This window comes from Sulfurimonas sp. SWIR-19, assembly GCF_020410885.1.
GTDB classification, from domain to species: Bacteria; Campylobacterota; Campylobacteria; order Campylobacterales; family Sulfurimonadaceae; genus Sulfurimonas; species Sulfurimonas sediminis.
In genome coordinates this window covers 955,402-978,583 of record NZ_CP084578.1, presented here as the reverse complement: position 1 = coordinate 978,583, position 23,182 = coordinate 955,402, and the positions used below count along the sequence as shown (strand labels likewise).

Annotated in this window: 22 protein-coding genes; 10 read left to right on the top strand and 12 right to left on the bottom strand. The window is 39.6% G+C overall.

The window, feature by feature from the left end; genetic code table 11:
• Positions 1 to 28 precede the first annotated feature (28 nt).
• The 8 genes from LCX93_RS05060 to LCX93_RS05025 all read right to left on the bottom strand — a co-directional run bounded on the left by LCX93_RS05060 (position 29) and on the right by LCX93_RS05025 (position 7,688).
• Positions 29 to 763: a cytochrome b/b6 domain-containing protein gene (locus tag LCX93_RS05060; RefSeq protein ID WP_226069087.1), complete on the bottom strand. Its 735-nt coding sequence runs from the start codon at positions 761 to 763 to the stop codon at positions 29 to 31.
• Between the two features lie 11 nt (positions 764 to 774).
• Positions 775 to 2,553, bottom strand: a complete 1,779-nt coding sequence (locus tag LCX93_RS05055; RefSeq protein WP_226069085.1) for a nickel-dependent hydrogenase large subunit — start codon at positions 2,551 to 2,553, stop codon at positions 775 to 777.
• Entirely contained in the window at positions 2,553 to 3,788 is a 1,236-nt protein-coding gene (locus LCX93_RS05050; RefSeq protein ID WP_226069083.1) for a hydrogenase small subunit, read from the bottom strand. Before LCX93_RS05050 ends, LCX93_RS05055 begins: the two co-directional genes overlap by 1 nt.
• A 123-nt stretch (positions 3,789 to 3,911) precedes the next feature.
• Positions 3,912 to 5,213: a nickel-dependent hydrogenase large subunit gene (locus tag LCX93_RS05045; protein WP_226069081.1), complete on the bottom strand. Its 1,302-nt coding sequence runs from the start codon at positions 5,211 to 5,213 to the stop codon at positions 3,912 to 3,914.
• Complete coding sequence (locus LCX93_RS05040; RefSeq protein ID WP_226069080.1) at positions 5,191 to 6,096, bottom strand: NADH-quinone oxidoreductase subunit B family protein; 906 nt, start codon at positions 6,094 to 6,096, stop codon at positions 5,191 to 5,193. The genes LCX93_RS05045 and LCX93_RS05040 overlap by 23 nt, the downstream gene beginning before the upstream one ends.
• Positions 6,074 to 6,670 (bottom strand): TetR/AcrR family transcriptional regulator, encoded by a 597-nt coding sequence (locus tag LCX93_RS05035; protein ID WP_226069078.1) that lies wholly within the window; start codon positions 6,668 to 6,670, stop codon positions 6,074 to 6,076. Before LCX93_RS05035 ends, LCX93_RS05040 begins: the two co-directional genes overlap by 23 nt.
• A gap of 71 nt (positions 6,671 to 6,741) precedes the next feature.
• Positions 6,742 to 7,260: a thiamine phosphate synthase gene (locus LCX93_RS05030; protein WP_226069076.1), complete on the bottom strand. Its 519-nt coding sequence runs from the start codon at positions 7,258 to 7,260 to the stop codon at positions 6,742 to 6,744.
• A complete protein-coding gene (locus tag LCX93_RS05025; RefSeq protein ID WP_226069074.1) occupies positions 7,260 to 7,688 on the bottom strand; it encodes a hypothetical protein in 429 nt (142 codons plus the stop codon). Before LCX93_RS05025 ends, LCX93_RS05030 begins: the two co-directional genes overlap by 1 nt.
• Before the next feature lie 52 nt (positions 7,689 to 7,740).
• On the opposite strand from LCX93_RS05025, the gene fliK reads away from it, so the two are divergent.
• Genes fliK through LCX93_RS05010 form a run of 3 tightly spaced genes read left to right on the top strand, consistent with a single transcriptional unit; the run spans position 7,741 to position 10,783 of the window.
• A complete protein-coding gene (gene fliK, locus LCX93_RS05020; RefSeq protein ID WP_226069071.1) occupies positions 7,741 to 8,673 on the top strand; it encodes a flagellar hook-length control protein FliK in 933 nt (310 codons plus the stop codon).
• Positions 8,670 to 8,927 (top strand): EscU/YscU/HrcU family type III secretion system export apparatus switch protein, encoded by a 258-nt coding sequence (locus LCX93_RS05015; RefSeq protein WP_226069069.1) that lies wholly within the window; start codon positions 8,670 to 8,672, stop codon positions 8,925 to 8,927. Before fliK ends, LCX93_RS05015 begins: the two co-directional genes overlap by 4 nt.
• Positions 8,928 to 8,986: 59 nt before the next feature.
• Positions 8,987 to 10,783: a sensor domain-containing diguanylate cyclase gene (locus LCX93_RS05010; protein ID WP_226069067.1), complete on the top strand. Its 1,797-nt coding sequence runs from the start codon at positions 8,987 to 8,989 to the stop codon at positions 10,781 to 10,783.
• Here the strand turns inward: LCX93_RS05010 and LCX93_RS05005 are convergent.
• Entirely contained in the window at positions 10,773 to 11,792 is a 1,020-nt protein-coding gene (locus LCX93_RS05005) for an aldo/keto reductase (protein ID WP_226069061.1), read from the bottom strand. The genes LCX93_RS05010 and LCX93_RS05005 overlap by 11 nt on opposite strands.
• Before the next feature lie 64 nt (positions 11,793 to 11,856).
• Here LCX93_RS05005 and LCX93_RS05000 point away from each other — a divergent pair, with 64 nt between their 5' ends.
• On the top strand, positions 11,857 to 12,186 hold the full coding sequence (locus tag LCX93_RS05000) for an MATE family efflux transporter (RefSeq protein WP_226069060.1): 330 nt from the start codon (positions 11,857 to 11,859) through the stop codon (positions 12,184 to 12,186).
• A 125-nt stretch (positions 12,187 to 12,311) separates the two neighbouring features.
• On the top strand, positions 12,312 to 12,542 hold the full coding sequence (locus tag LCX93_RS04995; RefSeq protein WP_226069059.1) for a hypothetical protein: 231 nt from the start codon (positions 12,312 to 12,314) through the stop codon (positions 12,540 to 12,542).
• On the opposite strand, the gene polA is transcribed toward LCX93_RS04995, so the two are convergent.
• Positions 12,534 to 15,257, bottom strand: a complete 2,724-nt coding sequence (gene polA, locus LCX93_RS04990; protein ID WP_226069058.1) for a DNA polymerase I — start codon at positions 15,255 to 15,257, stop codon at positions 12,534 to 12,536. The two genes, LCX93_RS04995 and polA, sit on opposite strands and share 9 nt — an antisense overlap.
• Positions 15,254 to 16,075, bottom strand: a complete 822-nt coding sequence (locus tag LCX93_RS04985; protein ID WP_226069057.1) for an HDOD domain-containing protein — start codon at positions 16,073 to 16,075, stop codon at positions 15,254 to 15,256. Before LCX93_RS04985 ends, polA begins: the two co-directional genes overlap by 4 nt.
• A gap of 78 nt (positions 16,076 to 16,153) precedes the next feature.
• Between LCX93_RS04985 and LCX93_RS04980 the strand changes: the two genes are divergently transcribed.
• From LCX93_RS04980 to LCX93_RS04960, 5 genes are read left to right on the top strand one after another with little or no spacing between them, the layout of a single operon-like run.
• Complete coding sequence (locus tag LCX93_RS04980) at positions 16,154 to 18,781, top strand: plasma-membrane proton-efflux P-type ATPase (RefSeq protein WP_226069055.1); 2,628 nt, start codon at positions 16,154 to 16,156, stop codon at positions 18,779 to 18,781.
• Positions 18,781 to 19,539 carry a polyphosphate kinase 2 gene (ppk2, locus tag LCX93_RS04975; protein WP_226069053.1) on the top strand — a complete coding sequence of 253 codons (759 nt, stop codon included), beginning with the start codon at positions 18,781 to 18,783 and terminating at the stop codon, positions 19,537 to 19,539. The genes LCX93_RS04980 and ppk2 overlap by 1 nt, the downstream gene beginning before the upstream one ends.
• Entirely contained in the window at positions 19,536 to 20,801 is a 1,266-nt protein-coding gene (locus LCX93_RS04970) for an MgtC/SapB family protein (RefSeq protein ID WP_226069051.1), read from the top strand. The genes ppk2 and LCX93_RS04970 overlap by 4 nt, the downstream gene beginning before the upstream one ends.
• A gap of 10 nt (positions 20,802 to 20,811) precedes the next feature.
• Positions 20,812 to 21,720 carry an LOG family protein gene (locus LCX93_RS04965; RefSeq protein ID WP_226069050.1) on the top strand — a complete coding sequence of 303 codons (909 nt, stop codon included), beginning with the start codon at positions 20,812 to 20,814 and terminating at the stop codon, positions 21,718 to 21,720.
• A gap of 13 nt (positions 21,721 to 21,733) precedes the next feature.
• A complete protein-coding gene (locus LCX93_RS04960) occupies positions 21,734 to 22,477 on the top strand; it encodes a DUF6629 family protein (protein WP_226069049.1) in 744 nt (247 codons plus the stop codon).
• On the opposite strand, the gene LCX93_RS04955 is transcribed toward LCX93_RS04960, so the two are convergent.
• The gene (locus LCX93_RS04955) at positions 22,474 to 23,181 is read right to left on the bottom strand and encodes a sulfite exporter TauE/SafE family protein (RefSeq protein WP_226069046.1); all 708 of its coding nucleotides are present in this window, start codon (positions 23,179 to 23,181) and stop codon (positions 22,474 to 22,476) included. The genes LCX93_RS04960 and LCX93_RS04955 overlap by 4 nt on opposite strands.
• Position 23,182: the final 1 nt, after the last annotated feature.

Genomic DNA, 23,182 nt, shown 5'->3' with positions numbered 1-23,182 from the left:
AATGATTTTTCTGTGTCAGAAAGAAGCGCTATGCTTCTTTCTCTTTAACAAATTTGGTACCGCTGACAACAATACCGATGTCTCCCTCTTTCCAAAATATGGTACGCCATACCTGATAATAGATATGAAATGCCACCCAGGAAAGGATAAACCACATAGTCATATGATGCACAATACGCACATCCATAATATTTGTTCCCGTTGCCGTTGAACCAATCATCCATGATGAAACCGGCAGGGTCCAGTCTGTCACCAAATGCAACATCCAGGGCCACCATGATCCGATAGAACTCAGCCCGGATTCAAGCCCGTGTACATAGAGTTGCAGTCCGGTCAAAAGCATCCATGCAAGCATTAAATGAAACAGCAAAAAGAAAACAGTATTGAAACTGTCACTATGGGTAGAGTCAAACTTTTTACGGCGGTTCAGCATAACAAGGTTTATGATTACTTCAAAAAATTCCTTGATATTTCCTGCCGTCGGAATTATCTTTTTATATGGCTTTTCAAATCTTGAAAAGAAATAAAGATATGCAATGACAATACTGCTGACATCAAATATGATTGCGATTATAAAATGTACCCATCGGTTCCATGCCATCACATACTTCATAACAGCAGGCTCAGCAATCAGTGTCTGATAATAAGGATGCCCTATATAGAGTCCGGTTATTACCGCACCTACCATGCTGAATGCGACAACCCAGTGGTTGAGTCGCATAAAAGCCGTCATCCTTTTGACTTGTTTGTATTTAGGTTTCATAATTGTTCTCCTTAGATACTGCAACCGGTATCTATTTTATAGACACCGAGTTCCTTACCCTTTGTATCAACAACATGCACTGCACACGCGATACAAGGATCAAAACTATGAACTGTACGAATAATTTCAAGAGGCTGCTCTGGGTCTGCTACTTTTGTACCGATAAGTGCTGCTTCGTATGCTCCCAAACGGCCTTTGTAATCTCGTGGTGCAGCATTCCATGTTGAAGGCACTACTGCCTGATAATTGGAAATTTTTCCGTTTTCTACTCTTACCCAGTGACCGAGTGCTCCACGAGGTGCTTCGGCAAGTCCCATCCCTTTTGTCTTCACACTGACCTTGTCAAAATCAAATTCTGTCCATGTTCGCAAATCTCCGCTTGCTGCATTTGCAGCCAACTCATCTACCCACTCAACCATGACATCAGCCATCAGTTCAGTCTCAATTGCACGGGCGGCTGTACGTCCGACTGTACTGAAAAGTACCGCCGTCGGTAAATTACCGCGTTTGAGGAAGTTTGTTACGTATTTTGTAATACGCTCATCTTTTTTGGCAACACCGACAACCATACGTGCCAAAGGTCCGACTTCAACACGGGTATCATTGTAAATCGGTGACTTGATCCAGGAGTATTTTTCATTAGTTTTAAGGTAGGCTATGCCATCCTCTTTTTTATCAAGTCCGGTATATTCAGGAATGGTTGTACCATCATACGGATGTTCGGGTTTTCCTGTACCTGCATACCATGAATGTGTGACATCTTCTGCAATTTTTTGCGGATCAACATCTTCAACTTTTGACAAATCGCCGCCATAGACAATCCCACTAGGAAAAAGTGTTTTTGCTTTGTAAAAACCGGTATCATCAAGTCTAAAATCCCCATAGGTCATATAGTTTAGCAGACCTCCGCCGGTTCCACCGACACCTTTGCCCTGCATAAGTTCAGTAAATGTCGCTTTTGAGTCCGTTGCCTCATCGGCATACATTGTTCCGGCCATATAAACATCCGGAAGGTAGGCCTGCTTGACAAACTTTGTGGTATCTTGTAAAAGCTGTTTAAACAAAGCAATTCTTGCAGGGTTTTGGATATCCTGCACACAGGTCACCCCACCGACAACGATAGACTGAGGATGCGGATTTTTCCCGCCAAAGATAGCCTGCATTTTTGCCATATCTCTTTGAATATCCAGTGCTTTGAGGTAATGCGCGACACCAATGAGGTTTTGTTCCGGAGTCAGTTTATAATGTTTGTTCCCCCAGTAACCGTTTCCAAAAATTCCAAGACGGCCCTGTTTGACAAATTTGGCTACTCTGTCTTGCACCTCTTTAAGATCTCCATACCCTTCATACGGTACAGTTCCGGCTACTGCGGCCCATTTTTCTGCTTCTTTTGCCGCTTTTTTCGGATCTGCCGAGAGTGCTGAAACAACATCCACAAAATCAAGTGCATGCAGGTGATAAAAGTGCACCAAATGGTCATGCATATAAAGCGCCCCTTGAATAAGGTTACGCACCAAACGCGCATTTTTAGGAATGGTAATATCAAAAGCATCTTCTACAGCTTCAATACTTCTCTGATAATGCGTTCCCGTACAAACACCACAAATACGCATGGCCAACAATCCCGCATCGCGTGGATCACGCCCTTTTAAAATTGTCTCAATCCCTCTAAAGAGTGTTGAGGAAGCATACGCATCTACAATTGTATTGTTCTCATCTATAATTGCCTCTATTCTTAAATGACCCTCGATTCTTGTTATAGGGTCAACTACTATATGTTTCTTTGCCATTATGCTTCTCCTCCATCTTCTTTCTTCCCTGCTACTGCACTGGCCACTGCATGAATACCTATACCGATACCCGCTGCGGTCAAGAGTCCCAAACCAAACTCATCAACAGTTTTTTCCACACCGCCGGTAGGTGCTTTTATTTTCGCATCTGCCATTGGTCTCTCATACGCATATTTATCCCAGAAATCCGGTTCTGAACAGCCGATACATCCGCGACCTACACCAACAGGCCAGTTTACACCCTCGTTATATCTTACTATAGAACAGTTGTTGAATGTCATTGGACCTTTACAGCCGACTTTATAGAGACAAAAGTTGTTTTTTGCACCCTCGTCACCCCACTCTTCCACATACTCACCTGCATCAAAGTGTGCTCTTCTTTCGCAGTTGTCATGAATTCTATAGCCAAAAGCAAACTTCGGACGAAGCAGTGAATCCAGTTCCGGAACCTGTCCGGTTAAGATATAGTGCAAAATAACTCCTACCATATTTGCAGGATTGGCAGGACAGGCAGGAATGTTGATAAGAGGTTTGCCCTGTATAACATCCATCACACCTACTGCACCTGTCGGATTTGGAGCAGCCGCAGGAACTCCTCCAAAAGTCGCACAGCTTCCAACTGCAACAACAGCAGCTGCATGTTTTGCCACACGCAACAGGTGATCATGCATAGTCTCACCGCTTGCACCTATAGTTCCAAACTGTCCGTTCATACCAAGAGGTACCGCTCCCTCAACAAAGAGAAGGTATTTGTCTTTAAAAGTCTCCATCGCATCTTCAAGCTGTTTTTCAGCCTGATGTCCTGAAGCAGCCTGAAGTGTTTCATGAAACTCCAAAGAGATGATATCAAGCACAATTTCATCAATTTTCGGTCCGTCTGAACGCAGTAGTGCTTCTGAATTTCCTGCGCAGTCTGAGAGTTCCAGCCAGATAACAGGCGCTCTGTTCATAAGCAGCGCAGCGTCAGCTACAAGCGGAGTAAAAGAAGCCGGAAGCATAAGCATACCGGTTACTGCACTTGCCCACTTTAAAAAATCCCTTCTCTCGATTCCCTGCATCTCCAAAACATCAGTAATGTCCAGTCTGTTATTAATCGGTTGTTGCGTTTTTAACTCTTCAATACGGGCCTGACACTTTTCAAACAGCTTTTCATAATAAGCATCCCCTTTATTTGTCTCAACGCGTGCACTTTTTGATGTAAAGAGTTTTTTTACACCTTCAATTCTATCCGCCATAGCTGACTCCTTCTCTATAAATGAATAATCATTCACTATATTACAAAAGAATAACTTAAACAAATATAATATTTATTAAATTGAACTAAATTTATTTTTTTCTTATATGGTTTTAGCACTAAACTAGTGAGTAGTACACACAGAACAGACATCAAAAGTGCGAAATATAAATTTTGCATCTGCCTGTGAACAATTCAGCATTGCCTGTTGTGCGGGGGAAGGGTTTTCTTTTGTGCCGCTAGCTATATTGTACTGTGTCGGAGTGATGATTTTGTAAGACTTTATAATACCCTCTTTTATTTGCACTCTGTGAATTAACGGCCCTCTGGGTGCTTCCACAACACCTTCTCCCATTCCTGAGATATTTTTAAGCGCAATAGTCTCTATGCAGGATACTTCACTGATATCTATCTCATCTAAAAGTTTTTTACAAAACGCAAGAAGGTGTGCAGTTTCATAAATACGTGCCATAACACGGGTATAAGCACTGTCTTTAAATCTTCTGTGCATATTTTTTATGAGTTTGAACTCTTTTGCCATGCAACGTGCAAGTGGACCTGTTTCATAAAACTGCTTTTTATAAAGAGCATTTTTCGCATAACTTTTCTCATCCGGCGCATAGGCTTCCTGTGTATCTACATATTTGGAAGCTACCTTGAAAAGCTTTGTCCCTTTTACTTTTGCAGCATGAGAAAACTCATGGATACCTATACTTAAAAATGCATCTTTTGCATGACCTTTTTTCTGCATTCCCAAATCTAACAGTAACTGCTCTATTTTTGCAAAATCACTCTCAAGCGATGCAAAATCTTTACATGATTCAAAAGATAAAAACTCCTCAACACTCACTCCTAAAGTCTCTGTTTCAAAATACTCTGTCAGTTTTTGCAAATGACTTTTTGCCTTTGTAAGGTCCACATAAGTAAAATCACTTGTAATCCCTCCGGGAATCATATAAGATGAGTGTGGCCACTGTCCGGCAAAAATTGCCAAGATTTTTGTAGCGAGTGAAGCCCCGTAAGCACCTTTTAGCGGAGTGTTTAACAGTTCTGTGGAGTCTGAGAGCTCTTTAAGGTACGGAATGAGAACCAAATATATCCATTTTAAATGATTTTGTATAATCTCCAAAATAAGTGTTATTTCACGTACCCGTGATGCTTTTTTTGTTATTTTAATGGGTGAACCACTCTTTTTATAGGCATCTTCTATTGCCCGCACACTTGCCAAAAGATGAGAATGACCACAAATTCCGCATACCCTAGGAGTGATTACCAAGGCATCCAAAGCATTTTTTCCCTCTAACATCTTTTCCATACCTCTAAAATGGGGAAATGCTATAGTGACAAAATCGACAACATCCTCTTTCATGTCAAAATAGAGCGATGCTTCCCCCTCTATCTGCTCAAGTATCGTTTTTGTAATCAATCAAAGGCTCCTCAAGTCGTTTTATATGGAATGTTTTTGCAATACCTGTTACAGTCAGGTAGGCTCTCTTTGGTACACCGACAGGAGCATCTGCCGGTATGGACATATTTGTTTTTGTCTCAAAAAGGTTTGTTCTTGGAAAGTCACTCTCTGTACAGCCAAAACAGGGTGTTCCCGATCTAGTTTTGGAGTTTACACCATTCCAGAGGATTGTATTGCATGATCCGTGTGTCATCGGTGCGCGACAACCCTGCTTGTAAAACAGGCAGCCTTCCTTTTGACCAAAATGGTTCGCATCCACTTTCCATTCAAAATATTCGTTTCGTGTGCAGCCGTGATGCACCAGGGAACTGTAAAGTTCCTGTGGTCTGTGTTCTTCATCAAGAACAATCTTGCGTCTGTCAATAATCATATGCAGTGTAAAACCCAGCCACTCCGGATGAACCGGACACCCGGATAAGTTAATAATTTTTTCATTATATTCCTGCAGAGGACCACTTTTATCGTTTTCATTAAAAAGTATACCGGAATTTGTCTGGGGAGAAGTCGCCTTGAATATGCCGCCAAAACTGGCACAGGTACCGACTGCTATAATGTATTTGGCATTTTTTGCATAATGCCGAAGTATTCTGTCTACAAAAACACCTGCCCTTTTTAAAGACGGATCATACGCTCCTTCAAATATCAAAACATCACAGCCTGTTTTACACTCCGCCATTTCACTTAAAGCGTATTTTGAGGGTAAAAGGGGATGGTGTAAAAACTCTATTTTTTCTAAAAGTTCACCTAAATAATCCAGATTTAAAAAAGAGTGGGCATTCCCGTTACATGTAAGGCCCTGCAGCCAAAAAACTTTTAATTTATATTCTTGTTTTGAGTGCATTATAAATGTTCTCAGAAATTGACTGTTTATAATCATCCAATGGTTCAGGAAGAATTTTCTCACCGTAAAGAAATACCATACCACCCAAATAGCCCATAAAAAGCCCAAAAGCTGAGAAGAAATCCTGATCATGCAGCTCACCTGAAGCCACACCTTTTTCAAAAAATATCATCATTTCCGTAATAAAAGGAGAAACACATATCATTCCCTCGCATCCGTCTTTAAACACTTCCCTGTTTGAAAGATAGACACGCAAAAAGTATTCTATCATCTCCGGTCTCTCTTTGGCTGTATCAAAATACATGGAGACAATTTTTTCAATTTTTTCCTGGGTGCTTATATCACTCTCATTGATAGAACGGATATTTTTCCCAAGATATTCTGATATATACATAATGAGTTCTTTTGCCAGAATATCTTTTGAACTAAAATAGTTGTAAAAGTTACCAACACTCATACCGACTTTCTTCGCTATGTCAGGGATTGTTGTAATATAAAATCCGTTTTCAGAAAAAAGTTCCAGTGCCGCAGAAATTATTCCGTTTTTACGCTCTTCTTTTGTTGCTCTTGCCATACTCTTCCCAATAATTATATTTTCTGATTATAGCACCTTATCAGTGTAAGTGCAAAAATCATCTACCTAAATCAGCCTAAAAAGTAACGTATAGAAGCAAAGCCGTAGACATTTGTTTCACTTATCGCATCAATCTGCTCTTGCGTGACAATCCCGCCAAGGGCAAAAATTTTGACATCTGTCATCCCTGCTATACTTTGTAAATCCTGCACACCTTTGGGTGCACCTTTACCCGGAGACGAAAATACAGGGCTATACGTCACATAATCAGCTCCCATCGCCTCGGCTACATGTACTTCATCATGAGTATGTGTACTGATGATGACTTCAAGTCCCAGTTCTTTTGCTTTTGGAATGTCATCAAACTGTTGTGATGTCAAATGCACACCATCTGCACCCAATTCCTTAGCCAAGTTATATTCTTGATGCAAAAACACCTTGAGTTCTTGTAAGGGTTTGCACATTTGCACAAAATTTTGTGCCTCTGTTGCATAGTTTTTATTTTCTTTGTCACGGTAAAGTGCGAAATCCGGCCTATGTTTTCTGAGTTGAAAATACGAAGGTGTGGATGTTATAAGATACTTTTTCATTATTTTTTCAACAAAGGATTTTGAAAATCTATTTTCTGCACATCCACATTTTTTGCATAACGCTCTGCCATTGCACTGACATGATAGTCGAGTCTGTCAAGCAAGTAAAGCTCGGGTTTTGTATATTTTGCTTTTGCTTCTTGTATATAATTTTGCAAAAATGCCAAAGCTTCTGTTTCATCTTCAAACTTTATCTCGGCTATCATCTTTTGTATCATCTCATATTCATCCCCGCAGGCAGACAAAAAGTCATAACTCAAATCCATAGTTTTAAGGTTGTGATGTGCTTTGGAAAATGCAAAATGATTATAGAGCATACAGCCTACAAAGTATTCAATATCCGAGGCTTCATATTCGGAGTATTGGTTTGCTTCGTCTGCAAAATGTTTATGCCAGATATTTAAAATTTCTTCTATTTTTTTATCCATTTTCTCTCTCTGTTTTTTTGCGTATTATACTCAAGTATGATAAACTTAGGCTATGATAAAATTAAACAATGTCTCCTTCAAGCAGTTACATGTAATCCTGCCAAATACCAACAAAGCTTTGGCAGAGGTTTTAAAAAGTGCTTCTCCACAGGAGTTGCAGAGACTCAGTAAAGCAAAAGATTTGGGTTCTGTTTTGCATGCCTTACTTAAACAGTCTCTTCATGCAGACACCAAACAAAACCAACTCTTGCTTGATTTGTTGAAAAACAATCCGACACTGAAAAATCTGACAAATACAAATGCAACACTCAAAGAGCTTCTACACACCTTAAGACAGGACAAAACCTCACTGCCTTTGGAAAAAACACTTGAAAAAATTTTGACAAACATCCAGGACATAAATCCAAAAGAACTCAAAACAAAACTCAAAAATTCCGGTGTTTTTTTAGAAGCAAACATCAAAAACGCAACAAACCCAAAAGAGGTTTTCGCATCCGACCTTAAAGCAGTTTTACTCAAAGCACATGAAGAACTCAGTAATTCTGTACAGCCAAACAAACAAGAAATTCTCAAAGCTATAGACAAACTCCTGCTCCAGATTGACTACAACCAACTCATCTCACACCTTCAAAATTCTGCATCACTCTACATTCCTTATCGGTGGGATGCACTAGAAGAAGGCAATATAACGCTTAAAAATGCAAAAAACGACAAATTTTTTTGCGATATTCATTTGCAGTTAAAAGAGTACGGCGAACTTGATCTGCGACTCGCACTCTTTGAAAAGAATCAGCTTACTATACATATAAATACCCAAAATGAAAAATTAAAATCTCTTCTGCAGCAAAATCTGCCAAGCCTCAAAAAACAGCTCTACAGTGTAAACATAGTGCCAAAAGCTATCCGTTTTACACAGACAGAGCAAAACAAATATGAAAAGCAGGTAAATGATGATTTGGAAATGGGTTTTGAGGTAAAAGTATGAAAACAAAAGCCGTCGCACTCAAATATGACAAAGAAAAAAACCAGGCCCCCCTGGTCAGCGCCAAAGGCGAAGGAAAAACGGCACAAAAAATCATCCAACTCGCCAAAGAAAACGGTGTACCGCTAAAAAAAGACGAAGACTTGGTAGAACTTTTGTCTAAAGTGGAACTTGATAAAGAAATACCTCCGCAAATGTATCAAGCCATTGCCGAAGTTTTTAGCTTTGTTTATTCAGTTACAAGAGAAAAATCATAAACAAATTAAGCAGTTATATGATATTGTTATCATATATTTAATTTCTGGGAAGGACAATTGTGGAAGAAAAGCTTACATGTAAAAACTTAAATGAAATACAGCTTGGTCAGCTTCACATCACTCCAAAAGAGTATGAAAAAATTCTTGATATTCAAAGTGCTGTTTTAAATAAACTGGCACTCAATGACGATTATGAGGACATACTTCAGCATTTATGCCTGTTGACAGAACATCTGTTGCCAAATTCTGTCGCATCCATTATGCTTGTCAACAAAGAGACCGGTTTAATGAGTGTCCTTTCTGCTCCCTCTATACCTGATTCAGGACGCAAAGCCTTGGAAAATCTCAAACCGGGACCCGATGGCGGCTCTTGCGGCAATGCAGTCTTTCACAATAAGCCTCAGTATGTTTTAAACACATTTAAAGACAAAAGATGGGCCGATTTAAGACAGGTTGCCTATGATTACAATCTCTGCTCATGTTGGTCAATGCCTATTGTCGATGAAAACAACAAAGCCATCGGAAGTTTTGCACTCTCTTCTTTTGAACATCGACTGCCGATGCCTTTTCACAAAAAACTTCTTGAAACAGCCGCATTTATTGTTAATATTGTATTAAAAAACAGAGAAATAGAGAACAAAATACAACATATGCTTTATTATGACAGTTTAACAGGTCTGCATAACAAAACATATTTAGACAAATTATTGAATAACACACAGAAGCATACTCTTTTAATTCTCGATATCAATAATTTCAGCTATATCAACAATACTTACGGTTTTTCTGTAGGCGACGCACTGCTCACCAATGTTGCAGATATTTTTACAACAAAACTGCAATATCCAAAAATATGCAAGCTTGAAGCAGACAGATTTGCCATTATTTTACATGCAGATGCCGATGTACAACAAAATGTTAAAAAGATACAAGAGTATTTTTACACACATGAACTGCTTATAGATTCCATAACCTTGAATATCTCTTTTTCCTACGGAGCTGCCACGGGCAGCACAAACCTTTTCAAACATGCGATTATCTCCTTGAAGCATGCAAAAACAAGAGGCAGAAGTTCTCTCTATATTTTCGACAACAGGGAAGAAAATATATTTTTTCAAAAAAGAAAAGAGTTTATTGAGGCAAATAACATTTTGCACAATGCCCTTGTTTCAAATAATATTGTTCCTTTTTTTCAGGGTATACGGGACAACAACACCGGTGAAATTATAAAATTTGAAGCACTTGCCCGAATAAAAACAGAAAAAGAAATTTTATCCCCCTACTTCTTTTTGAAACCTGCCCACTCCTCCGGTCTTCTGCCGGAAATTACCAAAATCATGGTAGACAAAACTTTTGAAATTATGTCACATAATGAGTATGTCTTTTCAATAAATCTTACAGAAGATGATTTGACACGTCACTATATTCTGGATTATTTAAATGAAAAATCTGCCCAATACAGTATAAACCCTTCCCGTGTTATTTTAGAGATACTTGAAGGAATCAGTGCAAGCGGAAAGAAAAACCACATCCAACAGTTAAATGCTTTAAAAGAAAAGGGATATGCAATTGCTCTGGACGATTTTGGTATTGAATATTCAAACTTTGAAAGAGTCTTGGATCTTGATATAGACTTTTTAAAAATTGATGCAAAATACATAAAAGACATTGACACCAATCCAAAAAGTTATGAAATCACCAAAGCGATTGCATTTTTTGCAAAAAATGCCAATATTCCCTGTGTAGCCGAATTTGTACACAGTGCCAGTGTACAAAAGATTGTAGAAGACCTGGGCATTGAATATTCACAAGGATATTATTTCAGCAAACCCAGTCAAACACTTCCTAGCCCATAGGGTATAAAATTTCCTGATGCACTTTGTCACAGGCGTCAAGCACTTCCTGTGAAAGTTCTAAATCCATTGCCGCCAAACTCGCATCAAGTTGTGCCGGTTGCGTGGCACCTATAATAGTGGATGCGACAAAAGAGAACTGTTTGGACCAGGCAATCGCCATAGTTACCGGGTCAAGCCCTGCATCATGCGCTATTTTTAAATATTTTTGCGTCGAGGCAAGCGTCTTGTCATTTAAAAATCTTTGTGCCATGGCCCTTTGTCTTGCATTTTTTGACTGTACATACGTTGCAAATCTTCCTGTTGTATTATTTGTCTGATTGTATTTGCCGCTCAAGACTCCGCCTGCAAGTGGTGAATACGGTAAAAGCGAAATCTGTTCTTTTTCACAAAGCACAGTAAGCTCATCCAAAAATCTTCGATTTAAAAGAGAAAAATTGTTTTGAATGGACTCAAATCTGGCATATCCTTTGAATTCACTTGTCATCAGTGCTTTTGAAGTACCGTATGCCGTATCGTTGGACGTTCCGATATAACGCACCTTGCCACTTTGTACAAGCCTGTCAAAGGCTTTAAGACTCTCCTCAATCGGCACTATGGTATCCGGCCAGTGCATCTGGTACAGATCTATATAGTCAGTACCCAAACGTTTGAGACTTCCCTCAACCGCCCTCTCAATATGAAAACTGTCTATCGCTGTCAGTCCGTGACGAACAGGCGGAACAAACCAACCGCTTGCAGCCCCTGCAACCTTTGTAGCAAGTATAATGCTCTCACGCGGTTTTGTTTTGAGCCATCTGCCTACAATTTCTTCTGTCACTCCTGCGAGTTTTGCAGAAGGAGGGACAGGGTACAACTCGGCTGTATCAAAAAAATTCACCCCTGCCTCATAGGCTTTGTCCATTATTTCAAAAGCTGCTTTTTCATCAGGTGTCTGTGTACCAAAAGTCATAGTTCCCAAGCATATCGGGCTCACTCTTAAACCACTTTTACCTATATATCTGTATTTCATTTGTGCTCCTGCTTCTTTATCTGCTTTGGTTATACTTATGCTCTATTTTACACAAAAGAGATAAATGCACACTGACTTAACCACAGGTTCAACAAAAACACATCTGATTGCTCTGTCTGTTCCGGCAATGACAGGGTATTTCTTCCATACAATGTTCAATGTTACAGATACTTATTTTACCGGACTTATTGCAACACCTGCGCTTGCAGCACTCTCACTTTCTGCTTCTGTATTTTTTATGATCTTAGCCATAGCTATCGGCATGAGTGAAGCATTTACCGCCATAGTAGCGCATGCTTTAGGTGAAAAAAATACACAAAAATCCCAACACATCACACTAAACGGTCTTTTCTTCGCCTTTGTTTTAAATCTTTTACTTTTGATATACAGGTAATTAAAGAGTTGCTAAAACAGGGCTTCGGTCCAAGTATGAATATGTTTATGATGGCTTTTGGAATGTACATTATTACCTAGCACAAAGTGTATTGTACTTGCAGGTTTGCGGTTTTTGGATTTGTTATGATTTTTATTTATATTTCTATGCTGCAGGGACTGCAAAAATCTTCCGTAATTTTTCCCATCAGTCTTTACAGACAAATAGTTGCGCCGTTGATTTTATTTAGTCTCTTCAGATATTTTCATGCAGATATTATTGTATTGTGGTTAGGGCTTGATGCCATCATCTTTTCATCAGCCCTCTATCTTTTATGGTATGCCAAAAACAAAATCAAAGCATTGGTTTTACTTTAATTCACTCCAATTATCACCAATATTGAGACTTGCCCGCAGAGGTATTTTAAGTTCTACAATATGATCCATAATATTTCGAAACCTCTCTCCAAGTATATCAACCTCTTTTGCGTCGACTTCAAAAATCAGTTCATCATGAATTTGCAGCAACATTGTAGCCGGCAGTTTTTCCTCATTGATAACAGTATGGATTTTATTCATACTGAGTTTTATAATATCACTCACACTTCCCTGAAAAACAGTGTTGACCGCTTCTCGTTCATAGGCTGCTCTGTACATCGGTGTTGCGTTCTCATAGTCAAAATAGCGTCTGCGCTTGAGCAGTGTTTCCACATACCCCTGCTCTTTTGATTTTTCAACAATAGAACGAAAGTAGGCTTTAACCGTAGGAAAAGATGCAAAGTACTTCTCTATAATTGCTTTTGCCTCTTTTGTTGTAATGCCCAGAGTATCTGAGAGTTTTTTTTGTCCCATTCCGTAAAGCAGTCCAAAATTAACAGTTTTTGCTATGTTTCTTTTTGCTTTTGCTTCTTCTTCACCAAACAAAACTACAGCAGTTTGCAGGTGAATATCTTTGTCATGCATAAATGCATCCACCAAAACAGGATCCTGTGAAAAATGCGCCAAAAGGCGCAGTTCCATCTGTGAGTAATCAATGCCTATAAGTTTTTTGCCCTCACCGGCTACAAATGCTCTACGGATTTTTGCACCCAGAGGTGTTCTTGTCGGAATATTTTGAAGATTCGGATTTTTTGAGCTCAATCTTCCTGTTGCCGTTCCTGTTTGCACAAAAGAGGTATGAATACGGTGGCGTTCATCTTCATCTGCCAACTTTAAGAGCGGATCTATATAGGTAGAGTAGAGTTTATGCACTTCACGATATTCCAAAAGTTTTTCAATGATGGGATGTTTCTCTTTTAAAGAACTGAGCACTTTTTCATCTGTAGAGTAGCCTGTTTTTGTCTTTTTTCCCACAGGAAGCCCGAGTTTTTCAAAAAGTATTTTTCCCAACTGCTGTGTTGAATTGATGTTAAACTCACTCCCCGCAAGTTCATAGATACTTTTTGTCAGATGTTCGAGCGTCTCTTTTACCTCAACCAAAAACTTTTCTAAAAAGGCTGTGTCTACTTCTATCCCCTCTTCTTCCATTTTCAAAAGTGTATGAATAAAAGGAATTTCAACTCTTTTTGCCTCTTCTATGAGGTGTGTCGCATCCTGGAGTTCCAGTTTTTGTAAAAAGAGTTTATAGAGTTTTCGTGTTATAAAAGCATCTTCTGCAGCATACACACAGGCATCATCAAGTTCCACGGTAGAAAAATTTTCTCCTTTTTTTACCGTATCTTTAAAATGCACCATTTCATGCCCTAAGAGTTTGTCAGAGAGTTTGTCAAGACTTAAAGCCGATTCCGGATTAATCAGCCATGCCAGAATCATACTGTCACAATATACAGGCAGCTCTTTTTCGTCTAAAAAACGTGTGACAAAATGCAAATCAAATTTTATGTTGTGACCGACTACACGAGAGTTAAAAATACGGCGCATGGCACTTTTTGCAATCTCTTTGCTTACCTGATCGGCAACACCCAGATAAAAATGTCCAAAAGGCACATAATAGGCCTCTTCGTCATTAAAAGAGAAACTAAAACCTACAAGCTTGTGTTTTATATAGTCAAGCCCTGTTGTCTCGGTATCAAAAGCAACGAGTGTATCTGCATCAAGCTTGTCCAGCACTGCATTGAGCTCTTTTTCATCGGTTAGCAGTGTTGCTTTGAAATCCAGTTTTGAAGCTTTTTCTTCACACGATTGCTGAAGTTTTTTTGCACTCTCCTGACGCTCAGGACTCACCATATTTTTTGCATGAAGTGTTCTGAGTATTGCATTTTGTTCATACTTGACAAGTTCGTCATAAATATTTAAAAACGGATTTTCAACATCCATTTTATACTCTTCAAAATCAAAATCTTTACAGTCAAAAACATCAGGATGCAAAGTGACCAGCTCTTTTGACATATACGCCTGTTCTTTGGACTCAAGCAGTTTTTTTTGCGTAGCGCCCTTAATTTCGTCTATGTGGGCATAAATATTATCTAAAGAACCATACTCCTTTAGCAGTTTCTCGGCACCGACTTTGCCTATACCTTTGACACCGGGAACATTGTCTGCACTGTCGCCGAGGATGGACTGATAATCTATAAACTGTTTCGGGGTAACACCGTACTTCTCATAACAGGCTTTTTCATTGACATATTTTCTCTTAATGGCATCAACAATGACTACTTTGTCATCATCTATCAACTGATACAAATCCTTGTCATGTGAAACCACTCTGACCTTATAGCCTTTTTCTTTGGCACACTTGACTACCGTCGCTATAATATCATCCGCTTCAAACCCACTCTTGCCAAGTGTTTTGTATCCCATCTTGTTTATCCATTCTATGGCTACGGGAAGTTGCTGTGTCAGTTCCGGCGGAGGAGCACTGCGGTTTGCTTTGTAGTTGACATCTATTTCATTTCTAAAGGTATCCCCTTTGGAATCTATTGCAAAAATTATATAATCACTGTCATGCTCTTTTTGCAAACTCGAAATAAAATTCGTAAAACCTGTTAAAAGTCCTGTCGGAAAACCGTCCTTTGTGCGCAGATGCTGAGGGAGTGCGTAAAAACTCCGAAAGAAAAATCCGAATGTATCTATAACTGTAACTGTTTTGCTCATGAGGAAACCTCTGCAGCATCAAGCATATCATTGATTGTCTCTTGCAGTATACCTGCATCACAACCGCTGTCTTTGGCACGTTTGAGTCCAAAATTTATTGCCTGTTCGGACAAAGGACTATTCACAGGAATGACAGTCTTGACTATATTCAAAGCAGTAGCATACTCCTGTACCTCTTCCGGTGCACTCAAAGGATTGTCTGCATAACGAATCATCTCCACAAATTCTTTTTCAAAACCCCAGTGCTCAAAGATTTTTGCTGTTACCTGAGAACTTGTCACTTCTACATATGCTTTTTCCAGCTCTGCCAAATTGTTTGAATGCTTTGCTTCTGATTGAAAACTCACACCTTCATCTTCCTGGATTACATCACTTGCTATCAGAATTTTTCCGGTTTCTTGTAAAAATGCAGCCAAATACAATGTGTCAGCCTTTTGTTTATCTATCTTTGCATACCATTTACGTATAAGCGTTGCCTGCATACTGGAGATTTCTGCAAATTTCTCACTTGTTACTCCGTAAGGTTGCATATCTACATTTAAAAGTTTACGCACAGAGTTTCCAAGCGCAATAGAGCGTGTCATACTCATACCAAAAAGTGAAACAGCCTGTGCAACACTTTTAATCTCTCTCCCAAAACCATACAAAGGAGAATTGGCATGTTTAAGTAAATTGGCAACTATCATAGGATCACGTTCCACAACTTTGACCAAGTCACCGACACCGGCCTCTTCATCCGCATAAACCCGGTTAATATCAATAATGGTTTTTGAAAGAGGAGGAAGCGATTTTATACTCTCAATTATTGAGCTCTTCATAAAATAAGCCTTTATTTTTCTTTTATTATAACATATTGTGCTAAAATGTTTTTAAGGCAAATATACAAGGTTATTACAATGAAAAGATATGATGATAATTTAACCGGATTGACACAAAAAGAAGTTCAAGAACGCCTGGAAAAATACGGCTACAATGAATTAAATGAAAAAGAAGAGAGTTGGCTGCATCGACTTTTACGGCGATTTTGGGGACCTATTCCGTGGATGATTGAAACGGCTGCTGTTCTTTCTGCCATTGCACGCAGGTGGGAAGATTTTACTGTCATCTTGTTTATGCTGCTTGTCAATGCTTTTGTTGATTTTTATCAAGAGTCAAAAGCACTGAGTGCCATTGCCGTTTTAAAGAAAAAACTGGCAAGAAAAGCACTTGTTTTGCGTGAGGGAAGATGGCAGAGTATTGATGCAAAAGAGCTTGTACCCGATGATATTATCAAAGTAAAAATAGGGGATGTTGTTCCGGCAGACTGTAAACTCCTTGGCGGCGGAGAGTTTTTGCAGGTTGATCAGTCTGCACTGACGGGAGAATCTCTGCCTGTCAACAAACAGGCCGAGGATGATCTTTATGCCAATGCCATTATCAAACAGGGTGAAATGACAGCACGTGTAACAGCTACGGGAGTCAACACCTACTTTGGCAAAACGGTCGGCCTTGTCGCCAAGGCTGAAAAAGAGGAGCAGGGACATTTCCAAAAAATGGTTATCAAAGTGGGAGATTTTCTCATTGCTGTGACGATTGTCCTTATAGGAATTATCATCTGGCATGGAGTCTCCAGAGGCGAACCGCTTTTGGACCTGCTGATATTTGCACTTATTTTAACCATTTCAGCGATTCCTGTGGCGATGCCTGCAGTTTTGACAGTGACTATGGCACTGGGTGCCAGAGTCCTGGCAACCAAAGAGGCCATTGTCACCAAACTCTCGGCCATTGAAGAAGCAGCCGGCATGGACATTTTGTGTTCAGACAAAACAGGCACACTCACACAAAACATTATGAGTCTTGCCGAGCCGTATCTTGTCGGAGACTTTACTCAGGAGCAACTGCTGCTTTATGCTGCATATGCCAGTAAAAAAGAGAATGAAGACCCGATAGAAAAGCCGATTTTTGACTATATTGAGGCGCATAACCTCGGCAAAGAACTTCAAAAATCAAAGATGAAAAAGTTCATCCCTTTTGATCCGGTACATAAAAAAACAGAAGGTGTCTTTGAGGATGGATTCATTTATACCAAAGGGGCTCCTCAGGTTATTATAGAGTTATGTGATGAAAAAGAGTTTGATAAAAAAGAAGCCTACAAAAAGGTGGATGATTTTGCACAAAAAGGATTTCGGACACTTGGTGTGGCCTATAAAAAATGCGAAGAAGATCTCTACCATTTTGCCGGACTCATTCCGCTTTTTGATCCTCCGAGAGAGGACTCCAAGGAAGCCATAGCCGAAGCAAATGCAAAAGGTGTGGCAGTGAAAATGGTCACAGGAGACAACATTGCCGTTGCAAAATATATTGCCGGTATTTTAAATATCGGACAGGATATAGAAAACATCAAAGAGCTCAAAGGACAGAGTACAAAAGAGTACATCTATCTTTCAGAAATCATCGTACGTTCAATATTGAAGACTTTGCAAAAAGATGCAGACAAAGAGGAAATCAAAAAAGAGGTAGCCCAGATAGTCGAGGAAGTGCAAAAAGAGCTTGATGCACAGCCGCTTCCTGAGGGAACCGTCCGTCAGCATGAGAGTGAAATTGTCAAAATCATTGAAAATGCCGACGGTTTTGCACAGGTTTTTCCAGAGGACAAATACTTTATAGTAGAAAAACTCCAAAAAGCAGACCATATTGTCGGTATGACCGGTGACGGAGTCAATGATGCCCCTGCACTTAAAAAAGCCGACTGCGGTATTGCGGTAAGCGGTGCGACTGATGCCGCACGGGCAGCAGCAGATATTGTGCTTATGGCTCCGGGTTTACATGTAATCGTAGATGCGATTGAACAGGCACGTATAGTATTTGAGAGAATGAAAAGCTATGTTGTTTACCGTATAGCAGAAACCATTCGTATTTTGGCATTTATGACACTGGCTATTGTAGTGTTTGATTTTTATCCAATTACTGCGATTATGATTATTCTTTTGGCACTGCTCAATGATATTCCCATTATGGCAATTGCTTATGACAACACAAAAGTGGAAGAAAAACCGGTACGATGGGATATGAAAATCGTCTTTATTCTCTCGAGTTGGCTTGGAGTTGCCGGAGTGCTCAGCTCTTTTACCATCTTTTATATCACAATGGTCTATTTGAAATCACATCCCGATACGGCAATGTTCCTGCCAGAAGTTCCCTCATGGATTGACATGCATGACGATAAATCATTTTTGGGATTTGTCCAGACACTTTTCTTTGTGAAACTTATTCTCGCCGGACATTATACAATTTTCAACACCCGTATAGCTGACTGGTTCTTTAAAAAGCCCTATCCCTCATGGCCGCTTTTTCTGGCATCTTTTCTAACAGCACTTGTCGGCACGGCCATAGGTCTGTACAGCTTTGGACTCATGACCAGAATTAACTGGCAGTGGGCCCTCTTTTTATGGGGCTATGTAAGTGTCTGGTTTGTATTTAATGACATGGTCAAACGCATAGTTGTTCGGTATTATGAAAAACGCTATGGAGAGGAGGCGCTGTAATGAAAAAAGAAATCTACAAACAAGAGTTATATGCCCTGCAGGTTGAACTTGTAAAATTTCAAAAAGAAGTCATTGCAAAAAATTTAAAAATATGTGTGATTTTTGAAGGTCGTGACGCTGCTGGAAAAGACGGTATGATAAAACGTTTTATAGAGCACTTAAGCCCGCGTGATGCCAGAGTGGTCGCACTTGGCAAACCCAGTGATGTAGACAAAAAATCATGGTATTTTCAAAGATATGTCCCGGAACTCCCCATCGGTGGAGAAATGGTCTTTTTTAACCGCAGCTGGTACAACAGAGCCGGTGTTGAAAAAGTAATGAACTTCTGTACACAAAAAGAGTATGACAGTTTTATGAAAGAGGTAGGCAATTTTGAACATCTTTTGGTCAATGCGGAAATTATTTTCATCAAATATTATCTTGATATTTCCAAAGAGGAGCAGAAAAAAAGACTGCAGGAGAGAAAAAAAGACCCGCTCAAACAGTGGAAACTAAGCCCGATTGACGAACAGGCACAAAAACACTGGAAAGCCTACTCAAATGCACGCGATGAGATGTTTAACAAAACCTCCTTTATCTTTGCCCCCTGGTATGTTGTACACAGTGATGACAAAAAAGCAGCACGGATCAATACCCTCAAACATTTTTTATCACAGGTTGATTATAAAGACAAGAACAAAGAGTGTTTACGCTTTGATCACAATGTCGTATGCCTTTTTGATGAGAGCTGTTATACAAAAGGATTGATTTATAAATGAGTTTAAATATTGATTTGGTACATTTTCTGGTTGTCACTGTTTTTAGCTTTTTGGTCGGACTCGAAGTCAAATCATACAGAAAACAGTATATCACTTCCAAAACAGAAAATTTTTTCTTTGGAGATGTACGCACCTACAGTTTTGTAGGAATTTTAGGCTTTGTTTTGTTTGAGGTTGATTCGAATCTGCATATTCTGTATGCGGGAGGATTTTTATCAATTACACTCTTGTATGCCCTGCTCTATCAAAAAAATCTTCAAGAAAACCAACGCAGTATCCTGCTCTATATTGTCATGCTTTTGGTCTACTCTTTTGGCGCACTTATCCAGACACAGGCATTGTGGATGACAGCCCTGCTGTATGTCAGTATTGTTTTTATTTTAAATGTCAACAAAGGAGTTGAGAAGTTCACACAAGAGATCAATATCAGTGAATTTGAAACGTTAAGTAAAATGATACTCCTCTCTGTCGTCATCCTGCCTCTGCTTCCCGATACAAAAATCATTCCCTACATTCCTCTTTCTCCTTTTAAAATCTGGCTGGCTGTTGTGGTGATTTCGGGCATCAGTTACGGTGGTTATATATTGCAAAAATATTTTTTCCCCTCCAAGGGCTACTACCTTACAGGAATATTTGGCGGTTCTTACTCTTCGACTGCGACAACTGTTGTACTGGCAAGAAAAGCAAAACAGTTGCAAGGGTATGCCGTCATAGATGCAGCGATTATTTCAGCAACCTCGGTGATGTATCTGCGTCTCATTGTCATTGCCTTGATTTTTAATATTGAGATTGGAAAAAGTCTGCTTTTTCCTTTTATACTCCTGGCACTTACAGGATTTCTGATTTCTCTGTTTTATTTGAAAAGCGGACAAAAAACCCAGGAAAATGTTGAAATTGTCGACCACAATCCTTTGGAACTCAAAACTGCTTTTTTGTTTGCCTTTTTGTTTGTTGCCATGATTGTCATTACCCATTTTGTGACGAAGCATTACGGAACATCAGGACTGGAAATACTCTCTTTTTTAGTCGGTTTTACCGATATTGATCCCTTTATTCTCTCTATACTGACAGGCAAGTTCTCTATCGAGGACACCCAGACAACTGCTGCTATAATGATAGCCGCAGGAAGCAACAACCTGCTTAAAGCTATTTATGCTTTATGGTTTGGTACAATAAAAAATACCTATAAATCGGCACTGTGGATTTCTCTCTTAGGTGTCATTACCATCGTATGGGGACTCTATTTTGAACATATATTTTAAGGAATTGTAAATGCAAAAGAAGAAAACTGTTTTACCCTGGGAACATCCAAAACTGCAAGAAGAAGACCCGCAGTCATTAGAACTGATACAAACCATTATGAAAAGCCCGACATATGCAATGGCCGAAGAGGACAAAGAGTTCATTAACTCTTATGAGGCAAGAGGTATCCGACTCGAACTTGATTACCTCAAACCAGAACTTCAAATGAACAAACACGGCATAGAACATACCATAGTTGTCTTTGGAAGTGCACGGATAGTCGAGAAAGAGACTGCAATGAAACGGCTTTCTGCCATTGGGGAAATGCTGCAGAAAAAACCCAACAACAGAGACCTCTTACATGAACTGTATGTTGCAGAACGGATGGTTGGCAAAAGTATTTACTATGATGATGCCAGAAAATTCGGTCAGCTTGTAGGAAAAAGCGGAAAGAGTGCTGAGGACTGCCGTGTCACTATAATGACAGGAGGCGGTCCCGGCATTATGGAAGCAGCAAACCGCGGTGCATATGATGTAGGGGCTAAAAGTATAGGGCTCAATATCAAACTGCCGCATGAGCAGTATCCCAATCCTTATATTACTCCTGATTTATGTTTTTTGTTTCACTATTTTGCCATCAGAAAACTCCATTTTTTAAATCGTGCAAAAGCTTTGGTGATTTATCCCGGCGGATTTGGAACTTTTGATGAACTGTTTGAGACACTGACACTGATTCAAACAAGAAAATCACAGACAATTCCTGTGGTCCTTGTCGGAAAAAGTTACTGGAACAAAGCAATAGATTTTGAATTTTTAAAAGATGAGGGTGTCATTGCCCCGCAGGATACAGAGATCATTACATTTGCAGATAATGCAGAAGAAGCATGGGAATACATTCTCTCATGGCATAAAGAGCAGGGAACACCACTCTACAGCTAAAAGGCAGTCATCTATGGATATATATTTTGCAGTATTAAATTTCACTCTCTCCGGAGCTATCGGGCTTGTAGGTATCCTCACGCTTCAAAAAGTGAGTACACCCAATGAAGTTCTTTTTGCTCTCTTACCGCTTTTGTTTGCCCTGCATCAGTTTGATGAAGGTTTTGTCTGGCTTGGGATGGGCGGGCATATTGATACACGCGCCCTGGAGATTGCCGCAGGTATTTTTGTCTATTATGCACAGGGTTTGCTGCCCTTTCTCATTCCTCTGGCTATCTGGCTTATAGAAAAAGACGGATACAAAAAAAAGCTGGTTGGAATTTTAGCTATTATGGGTTTTGGTCTTGCTGTCTATACAATGTACGGACTCTCAACAGTACCAACAAGTGTCAGTGTTGTAAACAACACGCTGTATTACAAAAATCCGTGGACTGAAAACTTTTATGATGCGGGCATTTACATACTCACAACCTGTGGGTCTTTGATGCTCAGCAGCAGTATTGCCATAGAGCTTTTTGGACTTTTAAACCTCATCGGTCTTGTTATCATCTATATTCTCAGACCTTACGGTTTTACCTCTTTATGGTGTCTGTATGCGGCAGCTATCAGCGGATTATTATATTTTTATTTTGTTGAACGACGCATTCAGTTTCTCCATGAACTCAAAACAAAAAAAGACGGGATAGGTAAAAAACTCGAGCAGGAATTAAACAGACTTAAAAAAGCCCATCCAAAGCTTTTTACTTCACGCCTCTAATGACACTGCAACAGTGTTCTGAGAGGATTTGTCAAGTAGTCATACCCATTGTAAATCGTAAATATCCCATATAAAATCACAGCCACAGAAGAGAGGCTCATCATCATATTTCTAAAACTTGTTGCAGAAGCAAGCGAAGATAAAAATCCTAAAGAAAACATTGCCGGAATAGTACTGATACCGAAAATAAACATTACCAAAGCACCGTAAAGCGGACTTGCCGTACTTGCAGCCGTGATGGCAAAAAAGTAGACAAAACCGCATGGAAGCAGACCGTTGAGCATTCCCAAAATAAAAAAACTTGTGTTTGATTTTGAGTGCAGTATCGCCTGAAAAGATTTTTTGTAAAAATTTGATGAAGAGATGGAGTGTTCTATCAATGTGAGAAATTTTATTTTTCCCATTAACGACAAACCTGCCAAAATCATGGCAGTTCCTGCAATGATGAGCAGTGTACCATTTGCAGTATTGCTAAACGTTGCCACCCCGCCGATTGCACCAAAGAGTGCTCCTAAAATTGTATAGGTCAGGACACGTCCAAAGTTATACAGCAGATGGGCCACTGTTTTGGAGACCTTGGAGCTTGCAGGTTCAATCTTAATCGTTGAATAAGCGAGGACGATACCCCCGCACATACCGATACAGTGCCCAAAAGAGCCTAAAAAAGCGATAGTGACAATTGTTAGTAAATTTACCGTATCCACA

Coding starts and splice junctions, on each gene's coding strand:
- LCX93_RS05060 (WP_226069087.1), bottom strand. CDS start 763: ATGAAACCTAAATACAAACAAGTCAAAAGGATGACGGCTTTTATGCGA.
- LCX93_RS05055 (WP_226069085.1), bottom strand. CDS start 2,553: ATGGCAAAGAAACATATAGTAGTTGACCCTATAACAAGAATCGAGGGT.
- LCX93_RS05050 (WP_226069083.1), bottom strand. CDS start 3,788: ATGGCGGATAGAATTGAAGGTGTAAAAAAACTCTTTACATCAAAAAGT.
- LCX93_RS05040 (WP_226069080.1), bottom strand. CDS start 6,096: ATGCACTCAAAACAAGAATATAAATTAAAAGTTTTTTGGCTGCAGGGC.
- LCX93_RS05035 (WP_226069078.1), bottom strand. CDS start 6,670: ATGGCAAGAGCAACAAAAGAAGAGCGTAAAAACGGAATAATTTCTGCG.
- LCX93_RS05030 (WP_226069076.1), bottom strand. CDS start 7,260: ATGAAAAAGTATCTTATAACATCCACACCTTCGTATTTTCAACTCAGA.
- LCX93_RS05025 (WP_226069074.1), bottom strand. CDS start 7,688: ATGGATAAAAAAATAGAAGAAATTTTAAATATCTGGCATAAACATTTT.
- fliK (WP_226069071.1), top strand. CDS start 7,741: ATGATAAAATTAAACAATGTCTCCTTCAAGCAGTTACATGTAATCCTG.
- LCX93_RS05015 (WP_226069069.1), top strand. CDS start 8,670: ATGAAAACAAAAGCCGTCGCACTCAAATATGACAAAGAAAAAAACCAG.
- LCX93_RS05005 (WP_226069061.1), bottom strand. CDS start 11,792: ATGAAATACAGATATATAGGTAAAAGTGGTTTAAGAGTGAGCCCGATA.
- LCX93_RS05000 (WP_226069060.1), top strand. CDS start 11,857: ATGCACACTGACTTAACCACAGGTTCAACAAAAACACATCTGATTGCT.
- LCX93_RS04995 (WP_226069059.1), top strand. CDS start 12,312: ATGATTTTTATTTATATTTCTATGCTGCAGGGACTGCAAAAATCTTCC.
- polA (WP_226069058.1), bottom strand. CDS start 15,257: ATGAGCAAAACAGTTACAGTTATAGATACATTCGGATTTTTCTTTCGG.
- LCX93_RS04985 (WP_226069057.1), bottom strand. CDS start 16,075: ATGAAGAGCTCAATAATTGAGAGTATAAAATCGCTTCCTCCTCTTTCA.
- LCX93_RS04980 (WP_226069055.1), top strand. CDS start 16,154: ATGAAAAGATATGATGATAATTTAACCGGATTGACACAAAAAGAAGTT.
- ppk2 (WP_226069053.1), top strand. CDS start 18,781: ATGAAAAAAGAAATCTACAAACAAGAGTTATATGCCCTGCAGGTTGAA.
- LCX93_RS04970 (WP_226069051.1), top strand. CDS start 19,536: ATGAGTTTAAATATTGATTTGGTACATTTTCTGGTTGTCACTGTTTTT.
- LCX93_RS04965 (WP_226069050.1), top strand. CDS start 20,812: ATGCAAAAGAAGAAAACTGTTTTACCCTGGGAACATCCAAAACTGCAA.
- LCX93_RS04960 (WP_226069049.1), top strand. CDS start 21,734: ATGGATATATATTTTGCAGTATTAAATTTCACTCTCTCCGGAGCTATC.